We start from the raw sequence: 20,552 nt of genomic DNA, 5'->3' as shown, positions 1-20,552 counted from the left end.
TTCCCAGCCCTTCAATAATCATTGAGAAGAATTGTTCCCTGGTGACGGGATTTTCGGGGCGGAAGGTGTTATCTTCTTTAAAACCGGCCACTACACCAATAGCGATCGCTTTTTCAATCTCAGTTTTATAGATATCGCCGCTAATATCCTGAAAACTGGCCCCGGAAGTGGGGGGGGGAGTGGTTTCGTTGATGGGAGGTCTGCCGGCGGCTGCGAGAACTTCCGCTTCTTTGCCGCTAAAGTAGAAGTGGCCTAAACTTTTGCCTTGGAAAGTACGACGGCTAAATCTCCAACCCGGTTCGAGGATAATTTTCATAAATCCTGTTTGCATTCCTCGGGTTCTTCCCACCACTAATTCCGGTCTGCGGGCATCCCGGGGAGTTCCCACTAAGTATAATTCGCCATTGCGTTCCACAATACGCAGGATGTAATCTAGCCCAAAATCCCGGCCATCCAGACGGATAGAATAACCATTACTATCGGTGGCGCGGCGACAAATGCCGGTAAAGTCAAAGTTGAGGAGTAGAGGGTCGATCATGACGGGATTTGAGCCGCTTTCGCTCCAACACTTCTGTTTTCCCTGGATTTGTTCCAAGACTAGCAGGTCAAATTTATTACCTCCGTAGGGACGAGCGATCGCTACTACCTGGGTCTGCTCGATGTCCTGTTCGTCAAAGTTGGCCGCTGGTGTGGCAGTTATGCCCAAGGTCATTAGGGCGGTTAGGGCGATCGATAATCTGGCTTTCATGATCTTTATCTATAAGACGATTTTTGCAGTAAAAATAATAGACGTGCTAATCCCAATATTCTAAGACTGAATAATTGCGGTTGTTGTTCCGGACTGCGCCAGATTGTTGTCTGTCTGCACAAGTTTTCTCTCAATCTTCAATTTCCGAACCTATTGATCCGAGCAATATTCTGCTTGAACTGGTGGATTGATCAATATTAATTCGGTTAGCTGTTGAAGCTAGGGAGATTTTGGCGGATTGTTGAAAATTTTAGCCAGCCATTCGAGTCTTAGGCTAAGATGGGGAGAGAGGCTTTTAATTGGCCGCAGCCCTTGACTTCCTCACAGGATTTAAGCCCAATAATTGCCTAAAAAATGGCAATTAATCGATTGAGGGCTATCAGTGCCGCGGTGAATTATCATAGTTCAATAGCTCTGGTGAGCCGTTGCCCTTTCTTTGGTGTGTGTGAGGTAAACAATTATGAGTAACTCCCCTGGCGATCCTTCTCCTCGTCCTAATCTTTTTCTGAGTATCGGTCGATTTTTACGCCGGCCTTCTACTTTAATTGTCGGGGGAATTACTCTCCTAGGAATTACCTCCCTTGGCTATTTTACGACTCGTTATTTAGTTTATGAACGTCTCACCCCAATTTTAGATAATATCTTCAGTGAAATGCTGCACAGACCCGTCAGGGTAGGTAAGATAGAAGGTTTTTATTTTAATCGCATTCGTATCGGTAAATCGCAAATTCCAGCTACGGCCAATTCTGCCGATAGTTTATCCATTGATGCGATCGAATTGGGATTAAATCCGCTGCCCTTACTTTTAGGTCTGCCGCTGCCGGTTGATGTCAAGTTAATTAATCCCAGTATTTATCTCGATCAGGATAAAAATGGTCAATGGCTCGATAATTTAGAAAAAATAGCTAGTAACTTTGATCGGGAGGCACCCATCAGGTTAAATCTGGGTTTTCAGGTGGAGAAGGGAGATATTACTATCCAACCCTATGCCCTGAAAAAACCGATAGAAATTAAGGCCGATGGTCAGGGAAGATTCATCGATAATCAAAAGCAACCTCTCACCTACGATCTTAGCGCAGAAATCCTCAAAAGTCAAGTAAAAATTCAAGGAGAAACGGCGTTAAAAACGGGGGAAAGTCAAACTAATCTTCAGATTGATCGTTTAAATTTAAGTGAACTATTAACTTTAATTCCTAATCGCAATTTCCAATTAAATCAAGGACAAGTAAATGCTAATATTGCTCTCAATATTCCCAGTTGGGCCAAGCTAAATAAAACCGAAGGAAATGGTAATTTTCAGGTGACGGATGTAGCGGGAAAATTCCAACCTTTTCAGTATCCAATTAAGCTAACAACTAAGTTAAATGTACAGGGAGATAAAGTATTAGTCGAACAGGCGATCGCAAGTATTGGCAAGATTAAAACTGAGGTGAGAGGAGAAGTAAATTGGCAAACTGGTTATCATCTCAATGTCGCTCTAGAATCGGTGGATTTACAACAACTTTTAAGAATTATTTATCTGCAATCACCTCTAGATTTACGGGGAGAAGCGCGCTCTACTTTTCAAGTGACGGGAAAATTAGATCAACCTCTAATTAAAGGAAGCGTTAGCAACAGCAAACCGATTATTTTTGAGCAAATTCCTATTCAATCAATAACCAGTAATTTTCAAACAAATCTCAATCGTCTTAATTTAGACAAAATTGAAATTAAACCCCTCGCAGGTGGAGAAATTAAGGGAGAAGGAAAATTGCAGTTAAATATTCTGCAATCCCTGCAAAACAATCAACCTCTTGACGGGACAAAAATGCCAATTAATTTGAATTTACAAGCCAATTTTCCCACGAGAAAAATTTTATCTCAATTGGCAACAATTCCCGCTCAAATTAATATAAGCGATCTGCAAGCTAATATTAAAGCTAGAGGTAGTTTAGGACTACCACAATTATTAATTAATTGGCAAATACCCAGGGTTAATCAGTCAGGATTAATCAATGTTGCTGGTGAGGGCAAAGTATTTTTAGGGGGCAATAAAATCAATTTAACCGATACGGTCATTAAAACAAATGGCGGCAAACTACAGGTTAATGGTAATGGTGATTTTACTAGCAAATTAGTCCAGGGAAAAATCACGGGTAATAACTTTTTATTGACTCCTTTTGTGCCTCTTGTTTGTCAATATTTAGATAGCATTTGCCCCTACCTAGAAACCTTAGAACCCTTAAATTTAGAGACAGCTAATATTCAAGTTAGTGGCAAAATTGACCAACTTAATATTAATACTTTAAACGGAGTTGCTAACTTAAAAATTAGCAGTAAACAAGGCACAATTTTAGTCAATAGTCAAGTATTGCGAGGAAATCTTCAGGCTAACGCTTTCTTAGCGGGATTGCCGATTAATTCCCTATTGCCTAACTTACCAACCCAGGTTAAATTACTGCGATCACAAGTTAATTTACAAGGTTATTTAGGAGAATTACTAAATAATAAAAATAATATTTTCAGCAGTTGGCAAGGTCAAGGTGATATGCAGTTATTAGTAGATAATAATCCTTTAATTGCCACAGCAAAACTGAATCAAGGTTTCCTGACAGGTACAGTTAATACGAGTGGGATTAGTTTCAATAATTTTACAGAAAATTTAACAGTTCCCGTCAGTTTAGGCAGGGCAAAAATTAACTTTGCTGGCAGAATAAATTATCTGATTAGCGGTACTTTAACGGATTTAAAAACTTGGCGCGGAGAGGGAGATATACAGTTATTTGTCAATAATCGATCCCTAAAAACTACCGCCCAACTGGAACAAGGTATTTTAAGCGGTATAGTTAATACATCTGGCATTAACTTAAATCCGTTTTTACCCAATATAAATATTCCTGTTAGTCTAGGGAAAACCCAAGTCAATTTCACCAGTGCAATCAATAATTTACTGGCGGGAAAAATCCCTAATTTGTCCACCGTCAATGCTAGGGTAAATACTCGGTTGTTAGTGGATAATAATCCGATTAATACTGATATTCAGTTAAACAACGGTATTTTTAATATTCTCAGTAGCTTAGAGAATTTTCAGACTAATCTTCCCATACCGTTGCATATTTCCCAAACCAGTTTTCAAGCAGCAGGAAATGCCCAAACTATTTTCGACTCCCTGCAAGAAAAACGACTCAACTTAAGCAGTATCAAAGCAGTTTTTAACTCTCGTATTAATGTAGCCAAAGGAGAAATTAAAGCCAAGGCACAACTGAATAATAATTTCTGGCAAAGTGATATTATTGCCACTAATCTCGATCCTGCTGCCCTGCTAGGGCAATTGCGGGAAGTAAAATCAATCTCGATTCCTAAATTAGATTTTAGGGCCAATTTAGCGGGAAACATTCAAGAAATTTGGCAGGGAGTAACACCGATTCAGGTTAATAATCTCTCGGCACAGTGGGGAGAAAATAGCTTTGATGTGCGAGGAAATATTCTTTTAGCTAATCTTATCAGTCAACCCGATATCGCTGAGGTTAACTTAAATCTACAGGCAAAAACCGACCTTGCTACTGTACCGCTAACTCAGATTATATCGCTTTTACCGATCGATCCTCGTTTGAAACCCAGAGAATCGACACTGACAGGGATAGGAGAATTTCAAGGACAAATCACGGGGAAAAATCTCTTAACTGCTTGGCAAAAAGTGGGAAATATACAAATCAAAGGGGATATCAATATAGCTAACTTTAGCATTAATGAGCGACTCTTTGAACCTATCTTAAAAGGAACAATTCAAGCGGGAATAGGTCAAAATATTAGTTTAAATCTGCGTGGAAATCAGGACATTATTGACATAACTTTCGATCCTTGTCAACAAAATAATTGTCTGCTGCCCTATCTTCCCTTAGGGATAAATATTCGCCAAGCTTTTGGAAATAAGACTCCTTTTCTAGCAACAGCTATACGAAGCGGAGAAAATTTAAATGTTCAGATTGCCAATTTTCCCCTAGAAATCCTGAAAATATCTCCTACGGCAGCCTACAATGTTCCGGGGATTATTGCTGGACAAGTGAATGCTAATCTAGACATCAATTTATTTAACTTACAGGGTGAGGGACAACTAGAGATTAATCAACCTAGTTTAGGTAACTTAATTGGGGAAAAATTAACGGCAAATTTGGTTTATCGGGATTCCATAGTTCAACTGCAAGAAGGTAGTTTACAAGCGGGTGCAAGTCAATATAATCTGCAAGGTTTATTTAATTGGCAAACCCAAGCAATAGAAGCTAAACTCAGGGTAGATCAAGGTTATATTCAAGATTTATTATCAGTTGCTAGTATCTATGATTTAACCAGTTTAATCAACTTTTTCTCCTCAGAGAATGACCCAGCTATTCAACTTAGTCCTCTAGGAGTAGGTAATCCCGAAGCTTCCCTAGCACAACAGGTAAATTTGCGGGCAAAAATTGAAGAAATAATCCAGCAATTAGCAGGGGAAAGAGGGGTAGTCGGGATACCTTCCGAACTAGATTTGCGCGGCCGTTATCAAGCAAATATAGCCTTAACCGGGACTTTAAAAAATCCAGATCTTAGCGTACAATTTCAGGGCAATCGATGGGAATGGCGACCCCAAAGACCGACAGTAAATATTGTTAATCCTCTGGGAATTGTCACCACCGATACCCAATTAATTCCGATTGATGAAGTAACAATTAATCTTAACTTAAATCGTCAGTTGCTCAGGATAGAACCGATTAGATTAAAGTCACGAGATTCTTCCGTATTTTTAGCGGGTGATTTTTCCCTAAACAAAGTAGAGGGAACTTTTGCCGTGGAAAATCTTTCTCTGGATCTCTTGAGAAATTTTGTGCAGTTTCCCTTGGATGTATCCGGTAGTCTAAAAACTCAAGGACAAATTACAGGAACCTTATTAAATCCTCGTATTCAGGGTAATTTTGCCTTTATTGACGGTGCAATTAATGCCCAAAATATTAATCAGGATATAATTGGTTTATTTACCTATAGTCAGTATCGTTTTGATTTGCGGACAACCTCCTCCGAATCAATCCAAATCTATGCCAGCATTCCCTATCCTCCCTTACCGGGTAATGATCAATTAAAAATCCAAGCAAAATTGGGAACCGATGCAATCAAATTAATTGAAGCTATCAGTCAAAACGCCATCGAATGGGTTAACGGTGAGGGAGAGGTAGTTCTTTCAGCGACGGGAAGATTAGATATAAAAGAGGGTTTAAAAATCAAAGATTTAGAAGCAAATGGTATAGTTACTCTCAATAATGCCGCTATCCGCATTGTTGCTTTTCCAGAGATTTTAACCGTAAATGGACGCATTGGTTTAACCCCTGAAAGCTTAACAGTAGAGGAATTACAAGGCTCGATCGCTGACAGAAAAATTTCTGTGGTGGGAGTTTTACCTTTCTTTCAAGCCATCAAAAATAATCCTAATCCCTTAACAGTTAATATTCAAGAGGGAGATATAGCAATTAATGGTCTTTATCGGGGATTAATTGCTGGAAATGCCATGGTAACGGGAACAATTCAGCAACCAATTATCGGGGGGAATGTGCGTCTTTCTAGGGGTAAAGTTTTTCTTCCTCGCACCCCAGAAATTAATCAAGAAACGGATAAACCGGTGAGTCGCTGGCTGCAGCCTCTCAACATTCCTCAGACGACAAATATTACTCCAGTTTTAAATAATTTCCAAGTGTCTTTAGCGGGATTATCCATCGAACAAGAACCTTTGTATCAATTTGATTTTAGTGGTGCTTTAACCTTGAACGGTCCGCTCACTCCACTAGAGAAATTACAAACCAATGGAGTGATTAATCTCGATCGAGGACGGGTTAGCTACATCGATACGCGTTTTCTTCTTAACCGACGCAATCAAAATGTTATTGTTTTCGATTCTAGTCGCGGGTTGGGACTTTTTAATCCCTTTGTTGATATTCAACTGCGAACAATTCTCAGCGAATTTTCTCAATCTCGTGATTTTGCTGTCTCCCGTCCAGGGGGAGATTTTCCTAGTAATGAAATTCCCGATGATAGCCTAAATCGCATTCAAAGGATCGATGTCACCCTCAGCGTTGAAGGGGAATTAAACCGCTTGCTACCAAATTTAGGCCGTAATATTAATGAAGTGTGCCAAATTCGTCCCGATAGTCCACCTTTTCCCCTAGAGGAAAACTATACAAATGCAGAATTACAAAAAGCTGCTAATTGTTTACAAGCAGTGGCTTTTGCTAGAGGTGAAGATGAGGGATTACTTAATACTCCCCTAGTTAAATTAACCAGCACTCCCCCCCGCAGCCAAGGGGAAATCGTTCGACTTTTGGGGGAACAATTGCTGTCGGTTTTTAATGGTTTACAGGGGAAAAATACAGAACAATTAATTCAATTTGGAGTGGTTCAGTTGGCAATTCCCCTCTTAGCCCAAGGAGTCGTGTATGATGTGGAAAATGCGGTTAGTAATGCGATCAGGGCAACGGATTTTAATATTCTTCCCAATTTGGAAACCGTCTATAGAGTCAATTCCCAGTCTTTTATCCGCTTTTCCTACGATTACAATTTGAATGAGTTTACCGTCCGCTATCAAACTCAATTTTAAAGTAAGATTGAGAGATATAGCAGAATTCAGAAGTTAGGAGACAAGGCAAAATTAGGTTATACTTCATCCTGAGAATCAACCCGATAGGTAGATAGAAAATAAGAAATATTATTTTTTTACTTTTTACTTTTGACTTTTTACTTGATATTCTATGATTATTCGCGAGGCTAAAGAAACAGATTTACCAACAATTATCGAGATTTATAATGCAGCTGTTCCCACTCGCAAGGCAACCGCAGATTTAAAGCCTATTTCCCTCGAAAGTCGGCGAGAATGGTTTGAAAAGCACGATCCTGAACAGTATCCCATCTGGGTAATAGCGATCGAAGGTCGGGTGGTGGGTTGGCTGAGTTTACAGATGTTTTATGGTCGTGTCGCTTACCAAAAAACGGCAGAGGTTAGTTTATATATTTCCCCCGATTATCAAGGTCGTGGAATCGGTAAATTATTAGTAGAATATGCCCTGAATTGCTGTCCAAAATTGGGTATATCTAATCTTATCTGTATTATTTTTGCCCACAATCAGGCCAGTATTCGTCTCTTTGAAAAATTCGGCTTTCAACGATGGGGTTATTTACCCCAAATTGCCGCTCTAGACGATTTTCTGGCTGATGTGGTCATTTTAGGGAAAAAAGTCGCTTAAATAGGCAATTTCTCCATAGCTAGACTAAATTCTAGACTTAATTGAATATAAGCATTTTCTGATTCGCCTAGAGATGGTTTCTGGGGGAGAGAAAAGAGATAGTCCTCATACCAAATCTCAGAACTTCCCGCACATTTTTCGTCTCTAAATAACCATTGTTGAAACACTTGTTCTCTACCATCCTGAGGGGCAACAATCTGATAAACTTTTAGCGATTTTTTAGCAATTCTCTGGCTGCCCTTGCTGGTTAATTCATAACCTAACAAGTTCAAACAATTACGAATAATCGTCAGAGGACGGGAAGTATTAGAGAGATTAATCTTGGTGATAGTTTTAATCTCGTTGCGGTTTTTAATGGCGATTTCAGCCATTTTTTGTAAGTCGGCATCATGATTAGTTAATTCTCTTTCAGGATTAGCTAATAATACGGGAATTCCTAACACTTCTAACGTCCCGATAATCACTCCTAATTGACTACCATTAAAATCGGGAATAAATAAACTTCCCTGACCCGATTCTATCAGTTTACGCGCAATTAAAGCATCTCGATCGCACAAAAATTGTCGCCCAATTGTCAAAAAGTAATGTAGGCGTAGTTCTTGATACCATCCCTGATCATCTTTAATCACTAATTGCGGTGTGACGGGGATTCCATAGCGTTTGTATAGGTCATATTTCCTGAGAATTCTCCTTTCTTTCACTGACTTAATTAACTGTTTTTTAAGCCAACGATATTCTGATTCCGTGATCTCAGAAGCGCTGGCAATTGCCTCGCATTCAGAACGATAATTATGTTCTCTAATTTCTTCAATTGCTGCCGTTAACTGATTATTTATTTCTAGTTCTTCTTCCTGATTCCGTTCTTTAATTCTATGACCTTCTGCTTGTAAAATACCTAGAATTGACTGACGATAATTAAGCATATAAGCATTTACTCGCACAGCCATTTTTGCCCAGCAGAGGAGAGATTCCGCTTGAAAAGTTGTATCTAAATCCTCCAGAGATTCTAAATCTGACTGGTGTAATAAGCGAATATTAACCTCCGTTAATCGGTGTCCAGAGGTGAGAAGTTTGGGGATAGAAGTGGAACCATTACCCACCTGATTAAATCCGTACACTGCTGACCAAATATAACGAGGAATATTCTCTCTAATTCTCCCTAAAAATTGAGCGATAGAAGTGGGAGTTTGAATTCCCTGTGCTAAACACCAAACCGAGGTAAAGTGTTGCTGAATATCAATACTAATTCCCGTTTCGATCGCAGGACTAGCTAGAACTATATCATAGTTAAGCAACAACTGATTTAAATTGCCAATCGCTTCATAGGCAGCGTGACCATAATCTGGCAATGACTCTGAATCTATCCGCAGAATTTTCTTCTGAGGGAATTGCTTTCTTAGATAAGATTCTAGGGTAATTGTCCCCCATTTGCTGGTTAATTTTTGTGCCGATAGACAAACAAAAGGTTTTCCTCCCTCGTTAATATGTTTAACTAAATCATTAACTAGCTGTTGCGGAGTATTATCAGAGTAGTTATAAACTTGCCAAGCTTGCTGATAATTAGGTTTCCACTCGTTACTAATCAAGAAAGTTTCTAGTTTAATAGCCGCTAAAGAAGTTAGATATTCTAGGGAAATATCACTTAAATCAGCATCAGCAACTAAGACTTTTCCCCCACTGCTGACCACAGTTTGTAGCAGAGACTTTAAAGACTTTAAAATTGCTACTCGATTAGCTTTACAAGTATCCCCATTTAACCCATGCCATAGTACTTGTTCGATCTCATCGATAATAATCATAGCTTCTTGCCAATCTTCCGCTTGAAATTTAGCTTGTGATTGGGGATGGAGAGAGTCAATACATAAACCATAACCGTAAATTTGTGCCGCAGGATTATCCCTAATTTTGCTGATATAGTTTAAACCAAAGCGTTGACATAGCTCCTCTACCAGTTTGACTCGATGACCAATAACTAAAACTTTTTGTTGATTGGCAATAGCCTGTTTAACTATCTTAGCTAAAAACTCAGTTTTTCCTGTACCTTTAGCCGATTTAATCGCCATTAACTGCGCTGATGTAGGGATAGCAATATCTGGCAAGTAACGGCTATTTAACTCTAGATGAGGTGGGAGAGTTAAACTATTTAAACTCGCTGCCTTCCAAATTTCCCAAGAGGTAGCTTTTTGATAGACTTGTTGGAAGTAATCTTCTCCTCGATTGATTAGTAAATCATCCACCCCTTTACCATCGGCAGCATCCCAAGTAACCACCTTTACCTCACAGTTAGCCTGACTGAATAGATAACCCATTCTCTGTAAAGCTAAATTAACCGCTTCTTGGTTCTTTGGTTTAGTTTCTTGATCAAAAACTAGATAAATCTTTCGTCCTGAATTAGCTAATTTTTCTAGCTGTGGAATTAGATGAGATTTGCCGATTCTTCTACCTAATTCGTCCTTGGGAGTACGATAACCGTTGTGAATTCCGGGTAAGGCAATTGTCGCATAACCTGCTGTTAGTAATGCCCCCGCTTTTTTCGCTCCTTCTGTAAGACAAATAGGTATCTCTGGATGTTTAATTACCCAGGACCAAAAACCGAAATCCTCTTGCTTATTATCCACTTCTTCAGTTAAAATATTAATACTGATATGCTGGGCTATCCTTTGCCAAATTTTCAGGGGAACCCGCAAAGCAAAGACTCCCGTAGGGGTTTGGGGGGGATGTTCGTACTTAATCGGTTTAGCCTTATCGAAGCTTAAACGGGGAAAATCGGGCTTAAAACAGCCCCAAAGGTCATAATTACCCGTTAATAAGTCAATTCCTGAACACCACCAACCGCCTTGACTGATATGTTCATAACGCTTGAGAATATCATCCCTAACTCTGCCATCATTGCGTCGCGGTAATTCTTGGGAGTAGAGTAGGTATTCACTGGGAGATAACCCCGCTAAACCGGTGACATTGAGATGGATTAACTCCGCATCCACCCCGCTATCACGCCATTCTTCTAAATATTTCATCCTTGTCCTCTACTCGCTAGACGCTATATATAGCGTTTTTGTCCTATTATTCTAGCGGTAAGCCACTAAATAGCGAAAAGAGAAAATTTACTCTCTCAGAGGTTCTCAGAGGAAATTTGACTTTTAATCCACTCTTGTCTTAAATTATCGAAAAGTTAAGAACAAATAAAGTCTGACCACAACCTCCTCAGCAGTCAAGCAGAATCGGAGCAAAAGTATTTTGTCAATCTGTTTTTGCTATCAAAGAAAAAGCTTTTTGTCAAGCATACAAAAGAACTACCTTGAGAGAATCGAGAATTTTTTCCAGAAAATGTCAGCCAAAACACTGTTTTTAGGGAACAAAATAATCCTGGCTATACCATATATAGAGTGATAGGATTATTTAACACGCTAGATGTTGTGTTTTCCCAGAAAATCTGATAGAATACTCTAGTACAAATAGATTAATTTGTCAAGTTTTTTAACGCCGCAATTTCCCAATTATGCAATCGAAGCCCTTGACTACTACCGTCTCCATTCACAAAAATAACGAAGTAATACCCTTTCGTTCTACCCCTTTAGCTAATATGGGCAGCCATGGAATTAGAGTGATTCGGCGCGATGGTTCCACCACAAGCTTAAATATCGGCAAAATTCGTGACGTGGTAGAGTGGGCTTGTGAAGGCAAAAAAGTCAATTCAATCGCCTTAGAAGCGGGTTTAACCACGCGCCTGCGGGATGGGATTACCACCAGGGAAATACAGGATAATTTAATTAATTGCGCCCTAGAAATGTGTAGTCCAGAGGAACCGGATTGGCGCTATGTGGCGGGAAGATTGCATATTTGGAGTCTGTGGAAAGATACCTTAGTAGTCCGGGGTTATCAGTACGGAAATTACGAGAAAACTGTCAAAACTCAAGTTAAAAATCGGCTGTACGACGAAAGGATTCTCATCTATTCCGAAGCAGAATTAAAAGAAGCTGGTTCTTGGATTAATCCCGATTGGGACATCGATTATGATTACGCCGGGGCATTGTTAATCACTAGCCGTTATTTACTCAAAAATGAGTTACCCCAAGAGGCATTATTAACCTGTTCCTTACTGCTTGCCACTGTGGAAGAACCAGCTAATAGACTCCACTGGGCGAAGAAATTTTATCAAGGGATTGCTCAAAGAAAAATCTCTCTTGCCACCCCAATTTTAGCCAATTTACGCACTCCCAAAGGTTCCCTAACCAGTTGTTTTATCCTCTCCATTGACGACAGTTTAGAAAGCATTTTCGACGAGATTACTAATGCTGCCCGCATCTCAAAAAATGGTGGCGGTGTCGGGGTGAATGTGAGTAGAATTCGCGCCACTGGTAGCTGGGTAATGGGGAAAGCTAATGCTTCCGGGGGGATTATTCCTTGGATTAAATTACTCAACGATACAGCTATTGCAGTAAATCAGGGGGGAAGACGCGCCGGGGCAGTAACTATCGGTGTTGACATCTGGCATTTAGATGTGCCAGAATTTCTGGAAATGCAGACAGAAAACGGTGATCAAAGACGTAAAGCTTATGATGTTTTTCCCCAATTAGTTATCACCGATGAATTCATGCGTCGGGTGATAAATAAAGCCGAGTGGACATTAGTAGATCCCTACGAAGTTCGCCATAAATTAGGTATAGAATTAGCGGAACTATGGGGGGAAGAATTTGAAGAGGCCTATCGTTTAGTAGAAGCTAATTTAGATCAAGAGATTCTCCTCTATAAAAAAATCAATGCCCGGGACTTATTTAAAAGTATCATGCGTTCCCAAGTAGAAACAGGAATGCCCTACATTGCCTTCAAAGATACCATCAATCGCGCTAATCCTAATAAACACGATGGCTATATCCCCGGTGTAAATTTATGCGTCGCGGGAGAAACAAAAATTCTCACTGACCGAGGACAAATAGCAATCGCTGATTTGGTGGGGGAATATGTTAATGTCTGGAATGGATTGGAGTGGTCAGAAGTATTAGTTAAAAAGACTGGAGAAAACCAGCCTTTATTAAAGGTCAATTTCTCTAACGGAGAGGCATTAGAATGTACTTACTACCATAAGTTTTACGTTCAGAAAAACTACAAGGGAACCGTGGAAATTGTGGAGGCAAAAGACCTCAAACAAGGAGATAAATTAATTAAATACCAGCTGCCTCTCATCCAGTCAGAAAATGATCTTGACTTTCCCTACGCCTACACCGCAGGATTCTTTTCTGGAGATGGGAGTTACGGAAACAATGGAATGCCAGAAGTTGACCTATACGGAGTTAAAAAAGAGTTACTTCCCTTATTGGCTATTCGTAACAAATATCGGGGAAATGGCTCTATTGAAAAAGGTACTTTTTGGAGAAAAGAAACCGATATCCTAGGGGTATATCATGACAGTAAACAAGATCGGATCGTCTGTAAACTCCCGTTAGATATTCCCAGTAAATTTACAGTTCCTCTCAATGGTTACACAATTAAATCTCGTTTAGAATGGTTAGCTGGTTTACTTGATGCCGATGGAACAGTTGCCCGCAATGGTTCTAACGAGTCTCTCCAGATTGCTGCTGTTAACCGGCAATTTTTGCTCGATATTCGCCTAATGTTACAGACTTTAGGAGTTGATTCCAAAGTTACTTTTATGGATGACGGTGGCTATAAATTGATGCCAAATGGAAAGGGAAATTATCAAGAATATCTCTGTCAACCAAAATATCGTTTACTGATTAATTCTGTCGGACTATTTCAACTTGGTCAATTGGGACTTAAAACCCATCGCTTACAATGGACTTTAAAAGAACCCCAACGTTCGGCAACTCAGTTTATCCGCATTGAATCGGTAGAGTTAACCTGTCGTCGAGATGACACCTACTGTTTTACAGAACCCAAGCGTCATCTGGGAATGTTTAACGGCATTCTAACAGGACAATGCACCGAATCTTTCAGCAATGTCACCCCCGATAAAACTGCCCATTGTTGTAATTTAGTTAGCCTTAATTTAGCCAATATCGACAGGGAAGAAATCGAGTCTAATTGTCAAATCGCTGTCAGGATTCTCGACAATACCATCGATATCACTAATCCTCCCTTTGATAATGCTAAAAACCACAACGATAAATATCGCACTATTGGGGTAGGGGCGATGGGATTGGCTGACTGGTTAGCTAAACGGAAATTATCCTACAATAACCTGTCAGAAATTAGTAATTTATTTGAAGAAATTGGCTATTGGTGTACCTATTCCTCGATGGAATTAGCCAAAGAACGCGGTGCTTATCAAGCTTTCTTGGGTAGTGAATGGAGTCAAGGTAAATTAATCGGAGCAAAACCAGTGGCATGGTTTTTAAATAATGCGGTGCAACCGCAAAGATGGCAACAATTAGCCGAAGATATTCAACGATTTGGCATCCGTAATTCCCATATTACCGCCATTGCTCCTAATACTTCCTCTAGTTTGGTACAGGGATGTACCGCTAGTGTTTTGCCGGTTTATAGTCGCTTTTTCTACGATAAATGGGCAAAGGGAACCGTTCCCATCGCACCACCTTTTATTGAAGAAGCTTTCTGGTTTTATTCAGAGAACAAAAATCTCGAACAGCAGCAAGTGGTGAAAGCGATCGCTACTATGCAAGAATGGATCGATACGGGGATTTCTATGGAGTTATTATTCAACCTCAATGAAGGGGTTTATTTCCCCGCAGAACCCAACCGTTGTCTCACTGCCAAAGATATCTTTGATACCCTAGTTATGGCCTGGGAATTGGGGTGTAAAGCGATTTATTATATCCGTACCGTACAAAAGGACAATTTTCGAGAGTCTGACGATAGTTGTTCTAGTTGCGCTAATTAAGGTTAACTTGGGTGGGCAATGCCCACCTTAATTTTTTCAGATAATTTAAAATGAGTCTTATTCATCACCTAATCACAGCTATGGATAAGACTTTATACGAACAGGATTACTATCTCTGGATAGAGAAAACTATTCATTTATTAGAAAATAATCAGTTTTCTGAGTTGGATTTAGATAATCTCATCGAGGAGATTAGCGACATGGGCAAAAGCCAACGGCAAAGCTTAAAGAGTTATTTAACTCGGTTATTAGAACATTTGCTGAAACTAGCTTACTGGCAGTCGGAATTAGAATATAATCAAAGAGGATGGAAAAATGAAATCCGTAACTTTCGCCTACGAATTCAACAAATTATTGAAGACAGTCCCAGTTTAAAGCCCTATCTATCGGAAATTTTCTCGCCCTGTTATCAAAATGCTCGTAAATTATTTCTGGATCTATCTGGAATGGCTGAAAATTTGGTCAGTTTAGCTCCAATTTGCACTATGGAACAGGCTTTAAATGAGGATTGGTTTCCTGAAATATCAAAATAATGGGGATAATTATGGAAAAGAACTTATACGACAAAGATTACTATCTCTGGATAGAGAAAACTATTCATTTATTAGAAAATAATCAGTTTTCTGATTTAGATTTAGAGAATTTAATTGACGAAATTAGTAGTATGGGTAAAAGTGAGAAACGAAGTTTAGAAAGTTATTTAACTCGGTTATTAGAACATTTGCTGAAACTAGCTTACTGGCAGTCGGAATTAGAATATAATCAAAGAGTATGGAAAAATGAAATTAGGAATTTCCGTCGTGCCATAAAAAGAATTATTGCCGATAGTCCCAGTTTACAGCCTTATCTCATTGAAATTTTTGATAACTCTTTTCAAGAAGCTCGTATTTCTTGGCTCGAATTATCTGGAATGGCTGAAAATTTGGTCAGTTTAGCTCCAATTTGCTCTATAGAACAGGCTTTAAATGAGGATTGGTTTCCTGAAATATCAAAATAATGGGGATAATTATGGAAAAGAACTTATACGAAAAAGACTACTATCTCTGGTTAGAGAAAACTATATTTTTACTAGAAAATTATCAGTTTTCTGATTTAGATTTAGAGAATTTAATTGACGAAATAAAATCTATGTCTATCAGTCAACAGAAAGCATTAAAAAGCAATCTGACTGTGATTTTATGGCATTTACTAAAATACTTACAAGAGCCAGAAAAACAAAGCAGAAGCTGGGAATTAACCCTTTTTGAGCATCGCGAAAGAATCGAAGAAGATTTAGAAAATAGCCCTAGTCTTAAGATTTATTTAACAGAAGAAAATTTAAAAAAATGCTATAACAAAGCCAGAAAAAAAGCCGCTATTGAAACAGGGATAAACCTAGAGAAATTCCCGAAGGATTGCCCATTTACTTTGGCAGAAGCCCTAGATTTTGAATTTATTCCTAATCAAAATCAAAACATTTGACTTTTTACCGAAAATCTCTTATAACCTAAAAGTGCCATAATATCCAAGTAATCATGTCCTTACATTTAGTTAATTCTTGCCATTCGATGCCCATTTCCCCGATCTTCAATCCAGCGGGAGATGATGCGATCGAAAACCGTTCGATCTGGTTTGGTAACACCACCAACCTGATGCAGTTAAACGATGTCCGCTACACCTGGGCGGTGGGTTTATATCAACAAATGCGCGAAAATTTCTGGATCCCGCAACGCTTAGATATCACTCAAGACGTGACTGAATACGGGCATCTTACCGACGAAGAAAGATATGCTTATGATGGTATTTTGTCCTATCTAACTTTTCTTGATTCCGTGCAAACCTGTAATATTCCCCACCTCAAAGGTAGCGTCACTGCGCCAGAAATTAGTCTTTGTATGGCGGAACAAATTTCTCAAGAAGCCATGCACAATCAAAGTTATCAATACTTAATTGAAACGATTATTCCCTCGGATCGCAGAGGTGAAGTTTATGACTTTTGGCGCACCGATAAAGTTCTCAAAGATCGCTGTCAATTTATCGCTAGTCTCTACCAGCAATACATCGACAAACAAACTACTGAAAGCTATTTTATCGCTCTTCTTGCCGACTATTTACTGGAGAGTTTGTATTTTTATAACGGCTTTATCTTTTTCTATAATCTCGCTTCTCGACAGCTAATGTCTGGTAGCGCTGACGTTTTCAAAATGATCAACCGGGACGAATTAAGTCACGTCCGTTTGTATCAGAAACTTATTCCCGAAGCCATGGCAATTTTTCCCCATTCCGTTGAACAAATTTATGAGATGTTCGATAATGCGGTTAAACACGAATGTCGCTGGACAAATCACATTGTTGGCAACGACATTTTAGGTATTACCGAATACAGTACCGAACAGTACACCAAATACCTCGCTAATATTCGACTGAAAGCGATCGGACTTGAGCCTTTATACAGGGAAGAAAAGTATAACAAAAGTCCCTATAACCATCTGGAACGCTTCTCCGATACCAAAAAAGAAGGCCACACCAAAGCGAACTTTTTTGAAGCAACCGTGACCAGTTATGTTATGTCTTCTGGCTTAACGGGATGGGATGAAATTTAAAATTTAAGGGATAATAATGACCCAATTTCCTACCATAAGGTGGCAACTTTGTCAAATCTTTTGATAACTTTTGACAAAACTTAGCAGCAGTTAGATAAAAGGAAGAAATTAGCGCTAATTTCTTCCTTTTTTTGCTTTAGCCCTCATCGGCAACCGTCAGGCAATAAATTCTCTGTCTGATTATCGCTAGGGAAATCCCATTTAAGTAGGTGGGTGGAATTAAATATAAGATGAACGTAGGTTGGGCTTCGGCCGTGAGCTTTTGCCGAACGGTTGAAGCATGAAACCCAACGCCCGCCCATGTTACGCTACCGCTAACCCATCCTACAAATAATTGTGCCTCCCTACTTAACCCGAACTGACCTGAGAAAATTATAAAACTAGAGATCATTTGCAAAAGTTGCCCTAGAATGAAAGCGTTGAAAAAGCCGAGCAATTACTGTATATTGCTGAAAAATTAACCAGAGATGACCAATACTACCGATAAACCGACCAACGATCTCTCAAAAATCTCCATGCGAGATTTAATGATCCAACTGAAAACATCTCCCGATGGTCTCACCACCAGTGAAGCAAAAAATCGCCTCAATAGCGACGGTTATAACGAGATTGCCGAGAAAAAAGTCAGCCCCCTGATCAAATTCCTTTCCTACTTTTGGAATCCCTTTTCCTGGATGATCGAAGCGGCGGTAATTTTTTCCGCCCTCGTCGGTGATTGGGTGGACTTCGTGATTATCGCCATTCTACTGGTGGCTAACGGTTTGATCGGCTACTTTGAGGAAAAAACCGCCGGGGACGCGGTGGCTGCCCTGAAAGCGCAACTCGCCCTCAATGCCGATGCCAAAAGAGACGGCAAATTTATCTCCGTCCCCGCTAGGGAATTAGTACCAGGAGACGTGATCCGGATCCGGATCGGCGATGTGCTGCCGGCCGATGCCCGACTGCTGCCGGGGGATCCCCTCAAAATCGACCAGGCTGCCTTAACGGGGGAATCCTTACCCGTGGATCGCAGTTCTGGCGAACAATTGTACTCAGGTTCGGTGGTGAAAAAAGGTCAAGCTGAGGCCCTAGTTAACGGGACCGGCAGTAATACCTTTTTTGGTCGTACCGCTAAACTGGTAGCCAGTACCGAAAACGTCAGCCATTTCCAGAAATCAGTTCTCAAAATCGGTGACTTTCTCATCGTCATTGCCCTGATTTTAATCGCTATTATCGTTGTTTACCGTCTCTATAACGGTATTGTCGATAAACAGGGCGTAGAAGTGATCCGCTTGCTGAAATTCTGCCTCGTTCTCACCATTGCTTCTGTTCCCGTCGCCTTGCCCACAGTTCTTTCCGTCAGTATGTCGGTAGGGGCGAAGGCACTAGCGGATAAAAACGCCGTGGTGACACGCTTGGCGGCGATCGAGGAACTAGCGGGCATGAATATGCTCTGTTCCGATAAAACCGGCACTCTCACCCTTAATCAACTGAGTTTAGGTGATCCCTACACCCTGCCGGGGATCAGCGCCGAAGATCTGATCCTCACCGCTTCCCTCGCTTCCCAAACTAGCGATGATGATCCGATCGATAAAACTATTCTCGCCGGTTTACAAGATGCCACGGTACTCGATCGCTATCAAGTCACCCACTTTACCCCCTTCGATCCCGTCGCTAAACGTACCGAAGCCGATATTACCGCCCCCGATGGTCAGACTTTTAAAACCAGTAAGGGCGCACCGCAGGTAATGCTCGATCTAGCCTACAATAAAGAGGAAATCGAAGGGCCGGTGAATCAAATCATCGAAGATTACGCCAAAAAAGGCTATCGCGCCCTAGGAGTGGCAAAAACCAACCCCCAAGGTCAATGGCAATTCTTGGGCATTATTTCCCTATTCGATCCACCACGGGTTGATTCCCAATTAACCCTACAAAGCGCCCTAAAATTAGGGGTTCCCGTCAAGATGATCACGGGGGATCAGGTGTTAATCGCTAAGGAAACCGCCCGACAATTGGGTTTAGGTAACAATATCCTCGATGCCAAAATTTTTCGGGAAGTCCCCCCCAATCAGCTAGGAACCCTCGATGAACAGATTCTCGGCGCCGATGGTTTCGGGCAAGTGTTCCCGGAGGACAAATATCATATCGTCGATGTCTTGCAGAAAACTAATCACATTGTCGGTATGACCGGAGATGGGGTCAACGATGCGCCGGCGCTGAAAAAAGCCGATGCGGGGATTGCGGTTTCCGGGGCGACGGATGCGGCCCGGGCGGCGGCCGATATAGTTCTCCTTACCCCCGGTTTATCGGTAATCGTCGATGCAATTAGGTTAAGTCGTCAGATTTTTGAGCGGATGACCAGTTATGTTCTCTACCGGATCATCGCCACAATTCAGATTCTCGTTTTTACCACTTTGGCGATTCTGTTCTTTAATTCCTACCCGATTACGGCAATTATGATCGTTTTCTTAGCAATTCTTAACGATGGAGCGATCATGACGATCGCCTACGATAATGCCAAGATATCGAAAGTACCCCAAGCTTGGGATATGCCGAAAGTTCTCACCATCGCTTCGGTTTTGGGAGTGGTCAACGTCATTGCCACTTTCCTACTGTACTATCTAGCGGGCCGGGTATGGGGAATGACTCCTGACAAGGTGCAAACCTATATTTTCCTCAATATCGCTCTCTTAGGGATGATGACTCTCTATTCGGTGCGGGCAAAAGGTGCGTTTTGGTCCTTGGCCCCTGCTAAACCTCTAGCGATCGCTACTGGCATCTCGGTCATTATATCTTCGCTGATTTCGCTGTTCGGAATCCTGATCGCCCCGATCGGTTTTGAGGGAGTGGCAAAAAGCTGGCTCTATGCCCTAGTCTGGTTATTGATTATCGATCGAGTCAAATTGGCTCTCTATTCGATTTTTAATCGTCGCAAGGCAGATTTAGGCAATACCTATCAATCCACTTGGGAGAATTTGAAAACTCGATTGTAGTTCCTATCATGGGGAAAACCAAGCTCATCGGAAATTTTGGGTCTGAAACCCCGCCGTTCTAGGTTGGCTTTACGTTAGAATTAAAAGGCCAGTCTCGAAAACCAAGTGGACGGCGCAGCACCGTTCGGCTGAGCTCACGGCCGAAGCCTT

The 20,552-nt window shown here is 40.7% G+C and carries 10 protein-coding genes; 8 read left to right on the top strand and 2 right to left on the bottom strand.

What is annotated here, in order from left to right; genetic code table 11:
• On the bottom strand, positions 1–748 hold a 748-nt coding region (locus tag IQ242_RS01905; protein ID WP_193958844.1), incomplete at its 3' end, for a DUF3747 domain-containing protein.
• Positions 749–1,208: 460 nt separating this feature from the next.
• On the opposite strand from IQ242_RS01905, the gene IQ242_RS01900 reads away from it, so the two are divergent.
• Together IQ242_RS01900 and IQ242_RS01895 are read left to right on the top strand one after the other, a co-directional pair.
• Positions 1,209–7,346: a translocation/assembly module TamB domain-containing protein gene (locus IQ242_RS01900; protein ID WP_193958843.1), complete on the top strand. Its 6,138-nt coding sequence runs from the start codon at positions 1,209–1,211 to the stop codon at positions 7,344–7,346.
• Positions 7,347–7,497: 151 nt separating this feature from the next.
• Complete coding sequence (locus tag IQ242_RS01895; RefSeq protein ID WP_193958842.1) at positions 7,498–7,989, top strand: GNAT family N-acetyltransferase; 492 nt, start codon at positions 7,498–7,500, stop codon at positions 7,987–7,989.
• On the opposite strand, the gene IQ242_RS01890 is transcribed toward IQ242_RS01895, so the two are convergent.
• Positions 7,986–11,006 (bottom strand): plasmid replication protein, CyRepA1 family, encoded by a 3,021-nt coding sequence (locus IQ242_RS01890; protein WP_193958841.1) that lies wholly within the window; start codon positions 11,004–11,006, stop codon positions 7,986–7,988. The two genes, IQ242_RS01895 and IQ242_RS01890, sit on opposite strands and share 4 nt — an antisense overlap.
• 482 nt (positions 11,007–11,488) lie before the next feature.
• Here IQ242_RS01890 and IQ242_RS01885 point away from each other — a divergent pair, with 482 nt between their 5' ends.
• The 6 genes from IQ242_RS01885 (at position 11,489) to IQ242_RS01860 (ending at position 20,402) form a co-directional block, all read left to right on the top strand.
• The gene (locus tag IQ242_RS01885; RefSeq protein ID WP_193958840.1) at positions 11,489–14,848 is read left to right on the top strand and encodes a ribonucleotide reductase N-terminal alpha domain-containing protein; all 3,360 of its coding nucleotides are present in this window, start codon (positions 11,489–11,491) and stop codon (positions 14,846–14,848) included.
• Positions 14,849–14,928: 80 nt separating this feature from the next.
• Positions 14,929–15,381: a DUF29 domain-containing protein gene (locus tag IQ242_RS01880; RefSeq protein ID WP_193958839.1), complete on the top strand. Its 453-nt coding sequence runs from the start codon at positions 14,929–14,931 to the stop codon at positions 15,379–15,381.
• Positions 15,382–15,392: 11 nt separating this feature from the next.
• Positions 15,393–15,845 carry a DUF29 domain-containing protein gene (locus IQ242_RS01875; protein WP_193958838.1) on the top strand — a complete coding sequence of 151 codons (453 nt, stop codon included), beginning with the start codon at positions 15,393–15,395 and terminating at the stop codon, positions 15,843–15,845.
• 11 nt (positions 15,846–15,856) lie between these two features.
• Positions 15,857–16,309, top strand: coding sequence for a DUF29 domain-containing protein (locus tag IQ242_RS01870; protein ID WP_193958837.1), 453 nt, complete (start codon positions 15,857–15,859; stop codon positions 16,307–16,309).
• 53 nt (positions 16,310–16,362) lie between these two features.
• Positions 16,363–17,430, top strand: a complete 1,068-nt coding sequence (locus IQ242_RS01865) for a ribonucleotide-diphosphate reductase subunit beta (RefSeq protein WP_193958836.1) — start codon at positions 16,363–16,365, stop codon at positions 17,428–17,430.
• Positions 17,431–17,897: 467 nt separating this feature from the next.
• A complete protein-coding gene (locus IQ242_RS01860; RefSeq protein WP_193958835.1) occupies positions 17,898–20,402 on the top strand; it encodes a plasma-membrane proton-efflux P-type ATPase in 2,505 nt (834 codons plus the stop codon).
• The last annotated feature ends 150 nt before the right edge of the window (positions 20,403–20,552 follow it).

The sequence above is a fragment of the Microcystis sp. LEGE 08355 genome (genome assembly GCF_015207185.1).
Lineage (GTDB): Bacteria > Cyanobacteriota > Cyanobacteriia > Cyanobacteriales > Microcystaceae > Microcystis > Microcystis panniformis.
Note: the sequence above shows the minus strand (reverse complement) of the source record. Positions and strands in the feature narration are given on the sequence as shown.

Bases quoted from the DNA above. Each gene is read 5' to 3' on its own strand.
- IQ242_RS01900 (WP_193958843.1), top strand. From the start codon at position 1,209: ATGAGTAACTCCCCTGGCGATCCTTCTCCTCGTCCTAATCTTTTTCTG.
- IQ242_RS01895 (WP_193958842.1), top strand. From the start codon at position 7,498: ATGATTATTCGCGAGGCTAAAGAAACAGATTTACCAACAATTATCGAG.
- IQ242_RS01890 (WP_193958841.1), bottom strand. From the start codon at position 11,006: ATGAAATATTTAGAAGAATGGCGTGATAGCGGGGTGGATGCGGAGTTA.
- IQ242_RS01885 (WP_193958840.1), top strand. From the start codon at position 11,489: ATGCAATCGAAGCCCTTGACTACTACCGTCTCCATTCACAAAAATAAC.
- IQ242_RS01880 (WP_193958839.1), top strand. From the start codon at position 14,929: ATGGATAAGACTTTATACGAACAGGATTACTATCTCTGGATAGAGAAA.
- IQ242_RS01875 (WP_193958838.1), top strand. From the start codon at position 15,393: ATGGAAAAGAACTTATACGACAAAGATTACTATCTCTGGATAGAGAAA.
- IQ242_RS01870 (WP_193958837.1), top strand. From the start codon at position 15,857: ATGGAAAAGAACTTATACGAAAAAGACTACTATCTCTGGTTAGAGAAA.
- IQ242_RS01865 (WP_193958836.1), top strand. From the start codon at position 16,363: ATGTCCTTACATTTAGTTAATTCTTGCCATTCGATGCCCATTTCCCCG.
- IQ242_RS01860 (WP_193958835.1), top strand. From the start codon at position 17,898: ATGACCAATACTACCGATAAACCGACCAACGATCTCTCAAAAATCTCC.